Here is a 16,351-nt window from a genome sequence, read left to right on the forward strand (position 1 = left end):
TGGAGGAGACGTCACGCCACCCGTCAGTTGGGCACCGCAGGCAGGTCACCTGCTCTCGCGCAGTGTCCGAGGATCTCATCGATCAATTCGACACTCCTCTCAGTGCCCGCTGCATTCCAGGAAACGGGTCCAAAGAGGGGAACGTTCGACAATTGTCTCAAAAGTCGCATATTACTGTCAGATGTTCCATCATCCCCGGAGTCTGCCTGATTGACAACTGCTCCAGCGGTCGGCAGTCCGGAAAATTTGACAGCCTGCAGCGTCAGCAACGTCTGACTGATCATCCCCAGACGATTGGCTGCAACCGTCAGAACCGGAAACCGCAGATCCCTGGCCAGGTCAGCAATGGTCTCGGAGTCGGTGAGGGGGCACATCCATCCTCCCACTCCTTCCACAAGCAGGACATCAACTGCCCCTTTCCAGCGGTCGACGCCCGACCTCAGCAGCTGCGAATCGACCGATTTTCCTTCCAGTCGAGCGGCAGCCGGAGGGGCCAGCGGAGCGAGAAACGCCTGCGGGCAGATCCAGTCCAGAGGGAACCGGCCGTCAATCGCCTGCGAGAGTCGATCCAGATCCGGCCAGCTTTGGCCCTCTTCGTCGGCCCCCGAACAAGCAGGCTTGTAGACTCCCACAGAAAGTCCCCGCTGCGCCAGTCGCCGGGCGAGCAGGCAGGTCAGATAGGTTTTGCCGACTCCGGTGTCGGTTCCGGTGATGAAGAGTCCGTGCATGCGGCTTATGTGATCAGTCTGAATTCTGTGGGGCGGCGGATGGCATCGAGCGGGCCGGAGAGTTACATTCTGCAATTGTTGCAACTTCAAGGGTCTGCAACTCTTCAGTGTGTTAACACGTGCGGAATTTCTCAGCAATAGTCGGGTGAACCCAATGCCGATCCACTGGCAACCGCTCATCGATTTGATTGACGCTCACGAGCGGTTCGTCATTTCCAGTCACGTCCGCCCGGATGCGGACGCGATCGGCTCGGAACTGGGACTCGCTGCCCACCTGCAACAGCTCGGCAAGCAGGTCCGCATCATCAATCCTTCACCGACCCCTGCACATCTGAAGTTTCTGGATCCCCAGGGACTCATTCAGAAAATCGGCGGCCCTGTCAGTGTCGAATCCGCGTGCGATACCGACGTGCATATCGTGGTGGACACCAGTGCCTGGCAGCAGCTGCCTGAGATCTCGGATGTCCTGCGAAAGACGAGCGCCAAAAAGGTTGTCATCGATCATCACTTGAGTTCCGATGACTTAGGAGCTGAGCTGTTCAAAGACGTTTCGGCAGCGGCCGCAGGGGTGCTGATCACGGAATTCATCGAAGCCAGTGGGGGACGCTTCGAAATCGATCAGGCGACGGCACTGTTCGCTGCAATTGCGACCGATACCGGCTGGTACCGATTCTCGAATGTCGATTCGCGCACACTTCAGGCGGCGGCACGGCTGGTTGACCACGGTGTCCAGCCACATCTATTATACCGGGAGTTGTATGAGCGGTCCTCATTGGCCCGCTTGAAGTTGCATTCAGTTGTCTTAGGTCGGGTCGCCTTGAGTTGCGGTTCCCGAGTGGCGCATACGATCGTCACCCGGCAGGACTTCATCGACACCGGGGCACTCCCCACGGACACCGAAGAACTCGTGAATGAATGCCTGACCATCGAAGGGACGGAAGCAGCATTCATTCTCGTGGAGCAGCCTGATGGAAGAGTAAAAGGGAGCCTGCGAAGTCGGTCTCGCGTCAGCGTGGCAGCAGTTGCTGAGCAGTTCGGCGGAGGAGGCCATCGACAGGCGGCCGGGGTCATGCTTCCCGGTCCGATCCTGTCGGCGCAGCAGACACTGATTGAAGCTTTCGAAACACAGCTGCAAGATTTTCCCGCCACGAATTGATGCCAGTTTGACCGGCTTGCCCTGCAAGTCCCCGCCTGAGACCCCTTGATTCCAATCGAAATCGCGAACGCTGTCAGAAAGATCGGCGTCGCCAGACGTCATTATTTTTAGCCCAGAGGTGCTGAGATGTCCGGAGAGCAACCTTCACATCCGTCCCCAGAGCACAAAGACCCTCTCGTCAGGCGGCGTTTCATTGTCGAAGCGGCCGCGTTCGTCATTGGAACAATCACTGCCATCGTCCCGGGCGCAGCTGCAATTGCGTTCATCTTCACACCGCTGCTGAAGAAGAAATCCACAGCCGCTGCCGGCGACGATGGATATCGCCTTGTCGGAACGACCGGGGGACTCAAAGCGGGCGGCGATCCGCAGTTCTTTCAGGTGTTCGGCGTGAAGAAGGATGCCTGGACAACGTACCCATCCACCTCGCTGGGCGCGGTGTATGTGCGGAAAGAAGAGGACGGTCAGCTGACCTGCCTGAATGCCCGCTGTCCCCATCTGGGGTGCACGGTGACGTTCCGTCCTGACAAGGATGACTTCCTGTGCCCCTGCCACGCCAGTTCGTTCTCCATCAACGGCGATCGAAGCAATCAGATTCCTCCACGGAATCTGGACCATCTGGATGTCGAGATCCGCAACGAAGATGAAGTCTGGGTGAAGTTCCAGAACTTCCGCGCCGGACGGGAAGCTCAGATCCCCGTTTAGTGGCGAATCAGTGCTGAATGATCAGGTGAAACAGACTTTCCTGTCTGCCTGAAACTTTCAGACTGAAGAAATTTCGAGCCGGCAGAAATGCCTGGTCCACTTCTCAGAATAGCGAATTTCTTACCGCTCCTTTGTTCGGACATCCATGATGCAGAAGTTGCTCAATTGGCTGGATCATCGCACCGGTTACCGGGACCTCCTGAAAGAGGCTTTGTTCGAGCCGATTCCCGGGGGAGCCCGCTGGCGGTATGTCTGGGGAAGCACGCTCGTCTTCACCTTCATGCTGCAGATGATCACCGGCATCTGCCTATGGATGTCGTACAGCCCCAGCTCGACGACCGCCTGGGAAAGCGTCTTCTACATTCAGCATTACATGCTGATGGGCTGGATCATCCGCGGGATCCATCACTTCGCCGCACAGGCGATGATCATCCTGCTCATCCTCCACATGATGCAGGTCGTCATAGACGGCGCATATCGTGCGCCGCGCGAGGTGAACTTCTGGCTCGGTCTGATTCTGATGCAGATCGTCCTGTTCCTGGGTCTGACGGGGTATCTGCTCCCCTGGGATCAGAAGGGCTATTACGCGACGCAGGTCGCCACCGAGATCATGGGGTCCGCCCCGGTTGTCGGACCGTCCATTCAGGAATTGATTCAGGGTGGGAATCAATACGGTAATCAGACCCTCACCCGCTTCTTCGCACTACATGCCGGAATTTTGCCGGCACTGCTGATCGCGTTTCTGGGACTGCACATCTACGTCTTCCGTCGCCACGGGATTCACGCCATCAAGCATCCGACCCGCGAGGACGGAATGTTCTGGCCGGATCAGATTCTCAAAGATGCGGTCGCCTGTCTCGCGGTCCTGGCAGCGATCCTCACTGCGACCTGGTACTGGCGCGGCGCCGAATTGACTGCCCCCGCCAACCCGGCCGAAGCGTACAATGCCGCCCGACCCGAATGGTACTACCTGTTCCTTTTCAAGTTCCTGAGCTTCCCCTGGGTCAGCCAGATGGGGGAAACAACACATCTAGGTGAAGCCTTTGGAGCGATCGTCGTTCCGGGCATCGCCATGACGGTCATCATCCTGATGCCGTTGATCGCCTATTTCCGCTGGGGACACCGCTTCAACGTCGCTTACATGTGGACGCTGCTGGGAATCGCCGGTGTGCTCACCAGCGTGGCGTACTACGACGACTGGTATTCAAAGTCGCAGTCGGGAATCGACTTCCGGGCTGCCGTCAAATCTGCTCATGAAGATGGGGAGCGGGTGGTCGAACTGGCTCTGTCGCCGACCGGAATTCCCCCGCAGGGAGCCGCAACACTCCTCGCCTATGACCCACTCACCCAGGGGCCGCGTCTCTTTGAAACCTACTGCATCACCTGCCATCAGCCATCTGAAGGCTGGAAGTTCAAGGAAGTTCCCGTGGCCCCCGCACTCGCCGATCCGCATCATCGTCTGAAGGTCGGCTTCGGCTCCCGCGAATGGATCCGCTCGGTACTCACAGACTTCTCGACCGTCTTTGCTCCACTGGCAAACATGACGGGCGATCTGGCGGAACCCGCCAAAGCGATCATCGAGGGCTCCATGGCCGACTGGTCGTCATCGCATGGCCCCACTCTGAAAGACCCCGCCAACGCGGAAGATTTCGAAGCACTGGTCGAGTTCCTGTACGCTCAGAGTGAGCGCCGCGATGCACTCTCCCCGAACGATCCGAAGGTTCAGCGAGGCAAGCAGATCTTCGCTGACGGCAAGCTCGCTTCGGGGACCATCGACGCCTGTACCAACTGCCACAGCATGCGGGCACTCACCGTCTTCGACGGAAAGAACGTTCCCGAAGAGACTGCACTGTCCGAAGATCTCTTCCCCGTTCTGACAGGCTACGGCAGCACCGCCTGGCTCAGCGCCTTTATCAGCGATCCTCAGGCGCATTACGCCGGGTCCAGCGGCAACAACGCCATGCCCGCATTCCGGGATCAGTTGCAGCCACACGACCTCGAAATGCTCAGCCGCTGGCTGTCGGGCAAGTACTACCTTCCCTCGGACCCCGTGAAGGAATAACGTTCCGCATTCGACGGTCGTCAGATTCCGAATTTACGGCAGCCCGGCTCCGGGAGATGTGATTGAAAAACTCCGAACTGCGAGAAGTGCACATCGCCCGGACCGTTGCTGAGGCAACGTTGATTGCACAAGCTCTGCAGGCGGAGGGGATCCGTGCCCAGGTCGTCAACGCGACGCTGCAGAATGCCGTCGGCGAACTCCCTTATCTGGCAGTCGCTCCACGCGTCTGGGTCATGGCAGCCGATTCCGAACGTGCCTCCTCGCTGATTCGGCAGCATTTTCAGGAACAGAACGCCGGCGGCGAAGTCCATCAGGAATGGACTTGCCCCCGTTGTGACGAAGAGAACGGTTCCGCGTTCAATTTCTGCTGGAAATGCGAATTCCCACGACCAGGGAACGACTGAGATGTCTCTGTCCTCGCACCTCCATCATCACGCGACCATCGGCCGATCAATGCTCAAGTGGATCGCACTGGCGGTGCCTGTGGGGATCATCACGGGGTCGGCCTGCGCTCTCTTTCTCTGGCTGCTCGATGTCGTCACGGTGTTGAGATTTCAGAACCCGTGGCTGTTGTATCTCCTGCCGATTGCCGGAGCAGCCATCGGATGGATGTATCACCGCTGGGGACGTTCCGTTGAAGCGGGCAACAACCTGATCATCGATGAGATCCATGAGCCCGGCGGCGGAGTCCCGTGGCGCATGGCTCCTCTGGTCCTGATCGGCACGATCATCACCCATCTGTTCGGGGGCTCGGCAGGGCGGGAAGGGACTGCTGTGCAAATGGGAGGGAGCTTCGCCAGCGGATTGACTCGCCTCATTCCCGGGCTGAGCGAGCAGGATGTCCGATGTCTGCTGATGGCGGGGATCGCTGCCGGCTTTGGGGGGGTCTTCGGCACTCCGGTCGCCGGGATGATCTTCGCGATGGAAGTCCTCGTCGTCGGCCGGATGCATTCCATCGCCAGTCTCCCGTGCCTGGTGGCCAGCATCGTCAGCGACCAGACATGCACTGCCTGGGGAATTCAACACACCCCGTACTTCATCGCCAGTGTTCTGCCGAAAGGGTCGTCACTTCATCTGGCACCGCTGGTCCCCTGGACCGTGTTCTGTACCGTTTTGGCAGGTCTAGCGTTCGGACTGCTCAGCCTGATATTCGCCGAACTGACTCATGGTCTGGGGCGACTGTTCAAATCGTGGATCCGCTGGCCGATTCTCAGACCGGTCATCGGCGGCACGATCGTCATCGCACTGGTTCAGCTGCTCGGGACCCGGGACTATCTCGGGCTGGGGGTCACCTCCCCCGATGAACACGCTGTGACGATCGTCAGTGCATTTCAGCCGGGCGGAGCACACTCCTTCAGCTGGTTCTGGAAGATTCTCTTCACCGCGATCACTCTGGGAAGCGGCTTCAAAGGGGGCGAAGTGACGCCGCTCTTCTTCATCGGAGCGACGGCCGGAAACATCCTGGCAGTCCACCTTGGAGTCCCGGTTGACCTGTTCGCTGCCCTGGGTTTTGTCGCGGTTTTTGCAGGTGCGACGAATACTCCAATCGCCTGCACCGTGATGGCAGTCGAGCTGTTCGGGAGCGAGCATCTGCTCTATTTCATGATCGCCTGCCTGACGGCCTATCTCGCCAGCGGGCAATCCGGGATCTACTCCTCCCAGAGAGTTGAAACCCTGAATTCCGGCCATGTCCAACCCGGCGGACTCCAGAAACTGCACGAGGTCCGGAAGAAGAGTGAAGGGTAAAATTTACTCCCCTCTGGCTGGATCTGCATTAAGATATCCCCATGACACATCCTCCACAGAGTCGCACATCCCATCAGGTCGTCGTCATTGGCGGGGGCTTCGGTGGCCTCAACACGGTCCGCGGCCTCAAGCATGCACCGGTTCAGGTGAAGTTGATCGACAAACGCAACTTCCACCTCTTTCAGCCGCTGCTGTATCAGGTGGCAGGCGGAGCCCTCTCGCCAGCGAACATCGCCTCCCCGCTACGGCATGTCTTCTCCCGGCAGAAGAACTGTCAGGTGCTGCTGGGGGAGGTTCATCGCATCGACCCTGAAGCGAGAATCGTTTTCACAGATGATGCTCAGGTCCGTTATGACACACTGGTCGTCGCTGCGGGCTCGACGCACAGCTACTTCGGACGCAATGACTGGGAACCGCTGGCACCGGGACTCAAGACCGTCGAAGACGCCACCCAGATCCGGACCCGCATCCTGACAGCGTTCGAAGAAGCAGAGAACGAACCAGATCCAGAGGTACGCCGGCGCCTGCTGACATTTGTCATCGTCGGCGGTGGAGCAACAGGTGTCGAGCTGGCTGGGGCGCTCGCCGACATCTCGAGGCTCAGCCTGAAAGATGATTTTCGCCAAATCAACCCGGCGGATTCGCAGATCATTCTGGTGGAAGGGGCAGATCGAATTCTTACTCCCTTTCCCCCCGAGCTGTCGAACCATGCGAAAGAGTTTCTGGAACGCCGCGGCGTGCAGGTCCGGGCCCACGCAAAGGTGATCGATATCCAGCCTGACCATGTCCTCGTCAAAGTGGGAGACAAAGACGAAATCATCACAACGAAAACGGTGCTCTGGGCAGCCGGAGTACAGGCTGCCCCGCTGGGACGACAGATCGCAGAGGCCACCGGGGCCAAACTGGATCGATCAGGGCGGGTTCAAGTGGAGCCTGATCTGAGCCTGCCCGGTCATCCGGAGATTTTCGTCATTGGAGATCTGGCGACTTATCATCATCAGGGAGAACGCCCGCTGCCGGGGGTTGCTCCGGTGGCCATTCAACAGGGTCAGTATGTTGCCCGGCTGATTGCTGCCCGCCTGCGTGGCGGCCCACTCCCGGTTTTCCGGTATCACGATAAAGGGAATCTCGCCACGATCGGGAAGTGGTCCGCGGTGGCCGATTTCGGCTGGTTCAAGCTGTCCGGCTTCTTTGCGTGGGTCCTCTGGCTGCTGGTCCACCTGATGTATATCACCGGATTTCGAAACCGCCTGCTCGTGCTGATCCAGTGGGCGTGGAACTTCCTCACGAATGACCGATCCGCCCGCTTGATCACCGGCGAATCGACTACTGCGCCCCAGGAAAATCAATCGCCAAACAGTTCGTACGACCGTTCGACTTCCTGAAAAGCTCAATGAATGATCTGCCAAAGCACGAAGCGTGAGCGAGTGCATTTTTCAAATGAGAATCGACTCCATGCCCTTGCTCACGCTGCGGGCTTTGATCCAGTTTTATCAGCTTCAAGCTTTCGCGGTCGCGAAGACTTTTGAAACGGTTGCCTGTAACTGCTCGAGGATTCTCGGCATCCATTCCAGATGCTCTGGTTTCATCGTGCAGGCCCTCAGGCAGGTCACGGTGTCGCTGTCCCAGTGAGCGACAGCGTTCAGATGTTCGAGGAACGTGCGTGGCAGCGTCAGCAGGGCAAGATGAACGTTGCTTGCCTGAGCGGCATCGAAGAATTCTCTGGCCAATAAGCTCGACTGCGAACTCGTCTCGGCCTTCACCACCCAGACCACTAGATCGAGTTCTGGACTGACGACAGGAACGAAGACTGGCTGTGAAGCGATCCACTCATGCAGCAACAAGGCCGCATCGCGGCAGCGATGCAGATCCCGGGCGAATTCCCCGGTCGCCGTCAGCGGGAACAATTCCATCGTCGCCCAGAGCGCGGCCGCTGCGGCTCCAGCCCGAGAACATTCCAGCGAAATTTCCCCCAGATGCAGGTCGTCCGAGGTGAAGTACGTGTACGGCGACTCGTGATGGTAGATCGCAGCGACGCTCCGGTCGCGAAAGAGGACACAGCCGCATCCGTAGGGTTGCAGCCCGTGCTTATGAGGGTCGATCACAATGGAATCGGCCTGCGACATGGCTTCGAACGCGCGGGCCGTAGACTCGCTCAGATTCGATGCGAGTCGAAAGTAGCCGCCGTAAGCAGCATCGACGTGGAGTCGAAACGCATATCGGTTTCGCAGTTCCAGAAGTTCATCCAGCGGATCAACCGCTCCCAGTCCCGTCGTCCCCAGCGTGGCGACCACAGTTCCAATGTCACCACACTTGAGAAGTTCTTCCAGATGCTGCAAGTCCATGCGCCCGGCCGCATCGACCCGCACAGCGTGAAATGGAACCTGCAGCACGCGGGAAAGGCGTTCATGTGTGTAGTGGGCCTGCGATGAAGCGACGACACCCTGTCCCCCCGTGAGTTCACGCGCGACCCACAGGGCTTCGAAATTCGCAACCGTGCCGCCGCTGCACAGATGGCCCAGGTGTGAGGTCCATCCGCACATCGCCGCCATCCGCGAGATGACTTCCAGTTCCATCGCGGATGTCGCGCGGCCGCCGTCATGTGCGTGGTTATTCGGATTGATCGTCATGGCCAGCGTGTACGCCAGACAGGCGACCGGATGCGGCGGACGAAGCATCTGTCCGAGATAGAACGGATGCGGATACGGGAAGTTGTCCTGCAGCCGCATCGCAGTCCGTTCGAGTACGGACGTCATTTCAGGACTGACCGGCTGTTCGCTGACAGGAGGAAGATGCTTGAACCCCGAAGCGAGCAGATCCCGGCACTGCTGCAGCAGTTCGAGGTGATCAGGAGTCAGCAACATCAGAAGGACTCAATGATCGAAATGAAGAAGAATATTGAAACCTGCATTCGGCGTTGCAGCTCGACATCAATTGAGCATCCGGACTTCAGTCGAGCTGCATCTGCTTGCGAAGTTCTTCGAGTTCCGAATCGACTCGGCTGCGGTGAACTTCACAGACCTTGACTTTCGAGACAACTTCCGAAGTTTGTGTCGAACCGTTTTCGGCTTCTCCCGACCGGAGTTCTTCGAGACGTCGGAGTGCGTCAGCGAGGCGTGCCTGCAGGGCGCTGAGCATGGTCCCGAGATGATCACGAGTGGCCATGGCGGCCTGCAGCTGCTGCTCGAGTCCGGCAATCAGGTCTTCGACTTCGTGTTTGCGTTCCAGTGCCAGCCTCGCCTGGGACTCGTCGTTTCTGCGCAATGCCGTCTGGGCTCTGTTGATCCAGTCCCGCACGGCGAGACGTTGTTCGCCAATTTCCGATTCCAGCCGGGTCACATTCGCAATGGCAGTCCCGACACATCGCTGGGCTCCGGCGACTCCTTCCTGCATTTCGTGAATGATCCCCTCGAGAAACTTCACGCAATTTTGATTTCGCGCCAGCAGCGAACTCAGATTGCAGGTCACGATATCGGTCAATCGGCTGAAATAAGCCATGTTCAATTCAACTCCTGAACACTCCAGCGGCTCGCGGGAGACATTCCTGTTTTCAGACTTCAGTGAAACCGGAGGCGGTTTGCTCGTGTGTCTGGACACCCAAATTGAAAAACAGTTGTAAACATTCCATTTGACTGACGATTTTGACCCGATTCAGGGAGAACGCGAATTCCTGGACGGCGGATCAATTTGAACCCGAATTTATTCGCTCATGACTGGAATCATACACACTTCGGGGTTCCATACCGCGCGACCGGAGCTTTTCCGCCAGTTTTTCCTTCGCCAGCCGGAGACGACTCTTGGCAGTCGCGGGTGAGACTTCTGTGATTTCCGCCACTTCCTGCAGACTCAAGTCCGAGTAATAATGAAGAGTAAAGGTCTGTCGTTGATCCTCGGGAATCTCCGCCAGGATATCGTCAATCATTTGAGTGAACTCGGATTGTTCCATCTTCTGCTCCGGGGGAACAACTTCACCCGCCATCCGATTCATGGCGTCCTGTTCCTCCGCTGAGTTCTGGCTGATGGTGCGGACCAGCGCGTCGTTCGAGCGACGGCGCACATCATCGATCAGAAGATTGCGGCCAATCCGAAACATCCAGCCACGAAAGCGTCCCAGCGGAAGGTAATCCCAGGCCTGATTATAAACTTTCAGGAGCGTCTCCTGGGCCAGATCCTCGGAGAGCTGCAGATCGCGGGTGTTCCGCATGAAGAAACCAATCAGCATCGCCTGATATCGATCGACGATCTGGCTGAAGACCTGATCTTCACCCGCCTGCAGCCGGATCATGAGTTCGTCGTCACTCATCAGGATGCACGTGATCTGAGGAAAGAGGAATCAAGATTCACACGAGTGGATTGCGGTCACCTGAAATATATGCGATCACAGTCATTTCCCGCGAGTAAACAGGGCGAAGTTGCAGACAATTGAAGATCTTGACAGTCTTTGTTGTCAGATGAGATGAAATTCACCACGGAGAACACTGAGGCACGGAGAGAAAGAACGGCATCGCTATTTCAGTGTCGTTCGCAAACCGCCTTGAATCAGCTGCAGATGGAGTCATTCTTCGGTTGATCCTGACAATTTTCCTATCCTCTGACGTGTCAGGAATGGCGACAGGTTGACGCAGCAGCGTGGCGTCTCTCCGTGTCACCGTGCCTCCGTGGTAAATTTTATTGTTCACCCGATTTGAAACGACGACCCGTTTTCGTCCATTGAAGAATTCCAGCCAGCATGTCTGAAGAAGTCATTCCCCTGCAACTGAAGTATGGACGCAGTGGAAGTTTCCAGGTGGAACTTCTTGAGCGACAGATCCTCTTCCATCATCACGCCCCGTCGAGCCTTCCCGATCCTCAACAGGCGATCGAACAGGCACTTGAACATCCTCTCGATTTTCCGGAACTGGAGCGGGCGTTTGTCCCCGGCGATCGCCCTGTCGTCGTCATCGATGTCGACACTCCTGCTGCCGACCTGATCTGTCTGGCGCTGTGGAAAAAGATGGATCAGGCGGGGGTCAATCCTTCGGACCTGACATTCCTCCAACCTGCAGTCTGGAAGCCGGTGGACGGGATCGATCCCCGCAGGGCACTTCCGGAAGCAGTTCGGGAACAAGTGACGTTGACCCGGCATGACCCGACCGTCTCGGGAAGCTGTGCCTATCTGGCAACCACCGCTGGAAACGAACGAATTTACCTGTCCCGCCTTGTCACCGATGCGGATGTGGTCGTCACCATCGGTCCGGCCGGGTTTGATCCCGTCCTGGGGGTCCGGGGAACATCCAGCAGCCTGTATCCCGGGCTGTCCGAACTGGAGGCCATTCAGAAGATTCAAGGGCAGGGACATGAAGAACTCCGCCCGGAAGATGCGCGTCCGCTGCGACAGGCGGTCGACGAGATTGGATGGCTAACCGGCCTGCAGCTGTCCATTGCCGTACTTCCCTCGGGGGGAACGGACCCACATGCCGTCATTGCTGGCCAGAGCGACAGCGTGTTGCGGAGCGTTCGCAAGTCATTGAAAAGGATCTGGGACGTTCGTTCCGAGGAACGCGCCGAGCTGGTGCTGGTCACCGTTCCACAGGACGGCGCCGGACACAGCTGGGATCAGGTGGCAGCAGCCGCCAACGTCGGACGGCGTCTCGTGGAGAGGAACGGTCGAATCGTGATCCTCTCCCAGCTGAACACCCCACCCGGGCCGGGTCTGGAGATATTGAAATCGGTCCGGGAACCGCGCGACGCCATTCAGCAGATCCGACAGTCACAGACGCCCGATCTGCTTGCTGCCACACGAATTGCAGCAGCGACCGACTGGGCGAATGTCTCCTTGCTGAGTCAGCTGGACCCCAACGTCGTCTCCGATTTATTCATGCTTCCCCTGGAGAACGAAAACGAAGTCCGGAGGTTGCTGGAATCGGAAGATCTGACCGCCATCATTGAAGGCGCTCAGCATGTCTATCTTCAAAGCGGGATTTAAGTTCCAATGGTGGCCCCCCGTCGTGGGGAACCTGGACTGAATTAACACGTTGACCCTGATGTCGCCGTTTCAATTTTCGGATTGGCTATGAATTCCGTGGAGAGCGCAACTCCTTCGATTTACCGTGATCGTTCCTTCTGGGGGATGACGCTCACCCAGTTTCTGGCTGTCTTCAACGACAACTTCTACAAGCAGACCGTCATGCTCTCCTGCGTGATGATGGAGAAGGAAACGCCGGGTACGTGGAAGAATCAGGCTCTGGCGACGATTGTTTTCTCGCTGCCGTTTATCCTCTTTTCAGGTTACTGCGGCTTTCTTGCCGACCGTTTCAGCAAGCGAACCATCATTGTCGTCTCCAAGCTCGCCGAAATCGGCATCATGCTGCTGGCGATGGTGGCGTTCCATACGAATCACTGGGGACTGATGTTCTTCGTGCTGTTCCTGCTCGGAATCCACAGCACGCTGTACGCCCCGGCCAAGTACGGTCTGTTGCCGGAACTGTTCACGGAGAACCAGCTTCCCAAAGTGAACGGGTTATTCCAGCTGAGCATGTTTGTGGCGATCATCCTGGGGATCGCGGCAGCGGGCATCGCGGCCGAGCGGGTCCACGAACCATGGATCGTCACGCTGATCTGCATGTGCATTGCCGGCGTCGGCTTCCTGACTTCGCTGATGATTCATCCCACTCCGGCAGCCAAACCCCGGATGAAATTCAACCCGTCCGACCTCATCCTGAATGTCGATACCCGCAAGGTGATTTTCTCGGACCGGCGGTTGCTTGCGGCGCTGCTGGCGACCTCCGCCTTCTGGGCGACCGGGGGAATGGTTTACCCACAGGCGATTAACGACGTGGGAATGAGCCAGTTGAATCTGGATAAGGAAATCACCAGTTACATGGCAGCGGGAACCGGAATGGGGATCGCCGTTGGTTGCGTGGTCGGAATGCTCTTCTCGCACGGCATGTTCAATGCCACGCTGGTCCGGTTCGGAAGTTTTGGAATGTTTCTCGGGCTGGTCGCGCTGGCATTGCCGGGGCCTTTGAACGGCACGCTGCTGGGGGTCTGGGGCACCTCATCCACGCTCGTCTGGCTGGGGATCTGCGCCGGGATCTACAACGTTCCACTCCAGGTTTTGATTCAGGCCCGGGCCCCCGAAGAGCATAAAGGCCGCGTGATCGGAGCAATGAGTCTGGCAAACTGGGTCGGAATCTATTTCTCGGGTGTGCTCCTGCTGGTCCTCAAGCCGATGATTATCAAGTTCAATCTTCCGTTGAATTTGCTGTTTGCAGCAGGAGCGGTCTTCTTCCTGCCGATTATTTTGTTTTACCGCCCTAAATCTGAAGCACTGAAGTCCTACATTCCTCACCACGAATCGGAGAGTGCGGCAGTGGGGGCCGTTGAAGGCCACTAGACGAGTCCTTTTCAGAAAGTCCCGCGTTTTCACACGCGAAATCAGTTCAATCATCAAAACCGCAAGTCTCCTCGCAGTCGACCAGAACATGAACTGGAGACCTCATGCGATGGGGCGGAAAAATGCCAATGACAGGTCTTTTTCCGGAATTTCCCAATGTTCCGAAGAAGGTTCCGAATCACTCATCTTGACAGCCCACAGATGAGCGGGAGAATTTATGCTGAGTCTCCGGCTCAATTGAACATCCGTTCTTAATCAGTCGCTCCATGATCGCACAGCTTATCCCTGTTGACGGAAGTCAGCCGATCTCCATCACCCGCGACGTGACACTCGTGGGCCGGAAGAAGGGCTTGTGCGATATTCTGCTCGGAAATACCAGCGTCTCAAAACTGCATTGTGCCATTGCCCGCACTGATGGACTTTTGTTCATCCGTGATCTGGGAAGCACAAACGGCACAAAAGTGAACGGCCAGCGGGTCACTCGCGGAGCCCTGCTGCCGGGAGATGAACTCAGCTTTGCCGGAGCAAAATTCCGGGTCCATCTCGGCCCCAGTCAGGTACTCGTCTCCCCCACGCCAAGTTCCGCCCGAACCGAAGAGCTGCTGCGTTTCCCGGATCTGGAAGACGAAGGGCACAACAGTGGCTTCGAGTTCGTCGAGCAAGGGGACGGCCTCCGCTGAGGCCCTGTCTCACGAAAGTGTGTCGTTCTAGACCAGTTTGGTCTATCATGTGCAGGCGATTCAGGATTTTCACCGCATGAAAGTCCATATGATCGCCTGCGGAACGTAATAGATTATTGGCAAAACCGCTCTAGCGGCGAGAAACACAGCTTTCGAACCCATTCTCACTGAACTGCCGCCGCATTCCTTCGACCGCTGTCGGTGCCGGTAAACCTGCGTTTTCAGCCCGTTCATTGCCCCTGCACGAATTCCAGTTAGGATAGAACGGTTCATCTCAGGGCACACCGGTCTCGGTTTCTGCACTTCCAACAGAGCGGCCATGTTCATTCATCATCGTCTCCGAGGTCCTGGATCTCGCCGGAGAATTGTCCTCGTCCCAGCTGGACTGATTCTGCTGATGACGCTCGGCTGCAGCGGCCGACTCCCGCTGAAAATTGACTCCGTGATCGAAGCTCCACCCCTTCTGGTGAGTGAGATTCTCTCAGCGGACGATCGCATGGAACTGGGCCGCTGCCCCATCAAGATCATCAACCCCGGTTCCAAAGCCCGCGATGTGAAGTTGATCAGGACAGGCTGTGCCTGTTACGGCGTCACCCTGGACGGCAAACGCATGGAGAACGGGACGACGTTTTCCGTCCCGGGCCGTGAGACTCGCGAAGTCTTTCTCCAGTTTCAACCCGCAGACAGCCAGACCGAAAAAAGCTACACCGCCGATCTGGGAGTGCTGCTACCGGACGGCAAATCACAGCAGGTCCACGTCAAATGCCGATTGCAGGTCTACTCCGATCTTCGCCTCACTCCCAGCGTCATCACCGTGGACGTCAATCCTCATCAGTCGCTTTCGCAGGAACAGATCCTGAAAGTGGAGCATGTCTTTCGCGGAAAAGATGACAAGTCGCCTGAGCCGGAGTTCTCACAACTTCCGGAGTCGATGAAGATCCTGCGCGTCTTGAAAGATGGCCCCGCAGTCCTGCTTGCCGAAGACCTGTGGCGACAGACCTGGATCGCCACCGCGCAGATCGACCTCCCTGCGGATCCCCCGGTTCCGCCCGAGCCCTTCAAATTCCAGGTGACCTGCCCTGAGGGGAAAGAGTCTTCCCTCGCACAATCGCAAGGTGGACTGATGATCCATGCCCGCCGCGCGGTCGCATTCCCGAATCGGGTGAACTTCGGGAAAATGGGGATCGGCGGAACCCGATCACGTCGGATTCTTCTGACCAGCATGGAAGACAGCATGTTCCGGCTCCGCTGTGACCCCGCGCTGCTTCCTCCCTACGTTGACGTGCAGGTCAATGAATACCCCGAGCAGCGGCATCTGGTGGAACTGACCGTGACCCCTCAGGCACCTGGCCAATTTTCGGACGTCATCAAGTTTCAGACTGACATGTACGACATTGTGGAAATCGCTGTGCAGATCGAAGGGACGGTTGACCCCACGCCCGAGCCTCCCTCAGCCAATATCACACCAGTGAAAAAGCAGAATCCGGGTTACCCGACCCGTCCGGGAGGGCCCCCCCTCAGCAAGCCTGCGAGACCCTAGACCAGTTTGGTCTATCATGTGCAGGCGATTCAGGATTTTCACCGCATGAGAGTCCATATGATCGCCTGCGGAACGTAATAGATGATTTGCAAAACCGCTCTAGCAGCGAATCTCCCGCAAGTGTGGCGTTCCGGCGGCGATCAACACAGCTTTCGAACGACAAATCTCCCTGAATCGCCGCCACATTCCCCTGAGACAGGGGCTAAGTTCATCTTTGGCGATCAGACAGTTTGTCTCGCGTGCTGCCGCAAGTTTCCCGTCGGTCTGTCGCGCCCCTGAAAGTCTCGATCGAACCGAAAGTTTGCAGGCCGGGAAATGGCCCGCAGAATCCGCATGAGCGGTGCTGTCTTCCATTCTCCCGG

14 protein-coding genes are annotated in these 16,351 nt (G+C 57.6%); 10 read left to right on the forward strand and 4 right to left on the reverse strand.

Translation table 11 applies throughout. The features are described from left to right. Positions 1-23: 23 nt before the first annotated feature. Complete coding sequence (gene bioD, locus SH661x_RS19140) at positions 24-728, reverse strand: dethiobiotin synthase (protein WP_437224889.1); 705 nt, start codon at positions 726-728, stop codon at positions 24-26. A 154-nt stretch (positions 729-882) separates the two neighbouring features. Here bioD and SH661x_RS19145 point away from each other — a divergent pair, with 154 nt between their 5' ends. The 6 genes from SH661x_RS19145 (at position 883) to SH661x_RS19170 (ending at position 7,779) form a co-directional block, all read left to right on the forward strand. Beyond that, the gene (locus SH661x_RS19145) at positions 883-1,884 is read left to right on the forward strand and encodes a DHH family phosphoesterase (RefSeq protein ID WP_437224891.1); all 1,002 of its coding nucleotides are present in this window, start codon (positions 883-885) and stop codon (positions 1,882-1,884) included. Between the two features lie 126 nt (positions 1,885-2,010). Further along, complete coding sequence (locus SH661x_RS19150; protein WP_437224893.1) at positions 2,011-2,586, forward strand: ubiquinol-cytochrome c reductase iron-sulfur subunit; 576 nt, start codon at positions 2,011-2,013, stop codon at positions 2,584-2,586. A 145-nt stretch (positions 2,587-2,731) separates the two neighbouring features. Then, positions 2,732-4,648: a cytochrome b N-terminal domain-containing protein gene (locus SH661x_RS19155; RefSeq protein WP_437224896.1), complete on the forward strand. Its 1,917-nt coding sequence runs from the start codon at positions 2,732-2,734 to the stop codon at positions 4,646-4,648. A 62-nt stretch (positions 4,649-4,710) separates the two neighbouring features. Further along, positions 4,711-5,052, forward strand: coding sequence for a putative signal transducing protein (locus tag SH661x_RS19160; protein ID WP_437224899.1), 342 nt, complete (start codon positions 4,711-4,713; stop codon positions 5,050-5,052). A gap of 1 nt (position 5,053) precedes the next feature. Further along, the gene (locus SH661x_RS19165; RefSeq protein ID WP_437224902.1) at positions 5,054-6,394 is read left to right on the forward strand and encodes a voltage-gated chloride channel family protein; all 1,341 of its coding nucleotides are present in this window, start codon (positions 5,054-5,056) and stop codon (positions 6,392-6,394) included. Positions 6,395-6,435: 41 nt separating this feature from the next. Next, on the forward strand, positions 6,436-7,779 hold the full coding sequence (locus SH661x_RS19170) for an NAD(P)/FAD-dependent oxidoreductase (RefSeq protein WP_437224904.1): 1,344 nt from the start codon (positions 6,436-6,438) through the stop codon (positions 7,777-7,779). A 114-nt stretch (positions 7,780-7,893) separates the two neighbouring features. Here SH661x_RS19170 and SH661x_RS19175 read toward each other — a convergent pair whose 3' ends face one another. The 3 genes from SH661x_RS19175 to SH661x_RS19185 all read right to left on the reverse strand — a co-directional run bounded on the left by SH661x_RS19175 (position 7,894) and on the right by SH661x_RS19185 (position 10,697). Continuing rightward, positions 7,894-9,258, reverse strand: a complete 1,365-nt coding sequence (locus SH661x_RS19175; RefSeq protein ID WP_437224907.1) for a pyridoxal phosphate-dependent decarboxylase family protein — start codon at positions 9,256-9,258, stop codon at positions 7,894-7,896. A gap of 85 nt (positions 9,259-9,343) precedes the next feature. After that, positions 9,344-9,892, reverse strand: coding sequence for a PspA/IM30 family protein (locus SH661x_RS19180; protein ID WP_437224909.1), 549 nt, complete (start codon positions 9,890-9,892; stop codon positions 9,344-9,346). A gap of 184 nt (positions 9,893-10,076) precedes the next feature. After that, positions 10,077-10,697, reverse strand: coding sequence for an RNA polymerase sigma factor (locus tag SH661x_RS19185; protein ID WP_437224912.1), 621 nt, complete (start codon positions 10,695-10,697; stop codon positions 10,077-10,079). A 426-nt stretch (positions 10,698-11,123) separates the two neighbouring features. On the opposite strand from SH661x_RS19185, the gene SH661x_RS19190 reads away from it, so the two are divergent. The 4 genes from SH661x_RS19190 to SH661x_RS19205 all read left to right on the forward strand — a co-directional run bounded on the left by SH661x_RS19190 (position 11,124) and on the right by SH661x_RS19205 (position 15,989). Continuing rightward, positions 11,124-12,359, forward strand: a complete 1,236-nt coding sequence (locus SH661x_RS19190) for a lactate racemase domain-containing protein (protein WP_437224914.1) — start codon at positions 11,124-11,126, stop codon at positions 12,357-12,359. Between the two features lie 87 nt (positions 12,360-12,446). Beyond that, positions 12,447-13,769 carry an MFS transporter gene (locus SH661x_RS19195; RefSeq protein WP_437224917.1) on the forward strand — a complete coding sequence of 441 codons (1,323 nt, stop codon included), beginning with the start codon at positions 12,447-12,449 and terminating at the stop codon, positions 13,767-13,769. Between the two features lie 266 nt (positions 13,770-14,035). After that, positions 14,036-14,449, forward strand: a complete 414-nt coding sequence (locus SH661x_RS19200; protein WP_437224920.1) for an FHA domain-containing protein — start codon at positions 14,036-14,038, stop codon at positions 14,447-14,449. Between the two features lie 397 nt (positions 14,450-14,846). Then, positions 14,847-15,989, forward strand: coding sequence for a hypothetical protein (locus SH661x_RS19205; RefSeq protein ID WP_437224922.1), 1,143 nt, complete (start codon positions 14,847-14,849; stop codon positions 15,987-15,989). The last annotated feature ends 362 nt before the right edge of the window (positions 15,990-16,351 follow it).

Source organism: Planctomicrobium stercoris (assembly GCF_051465655.1).
Taxonomy (GTDB): domain Bacteria; phylum Planctomycetota; class Planctomycetia; order Planctomycetales; family Planctomycetaceae; genus Planctomicrobium.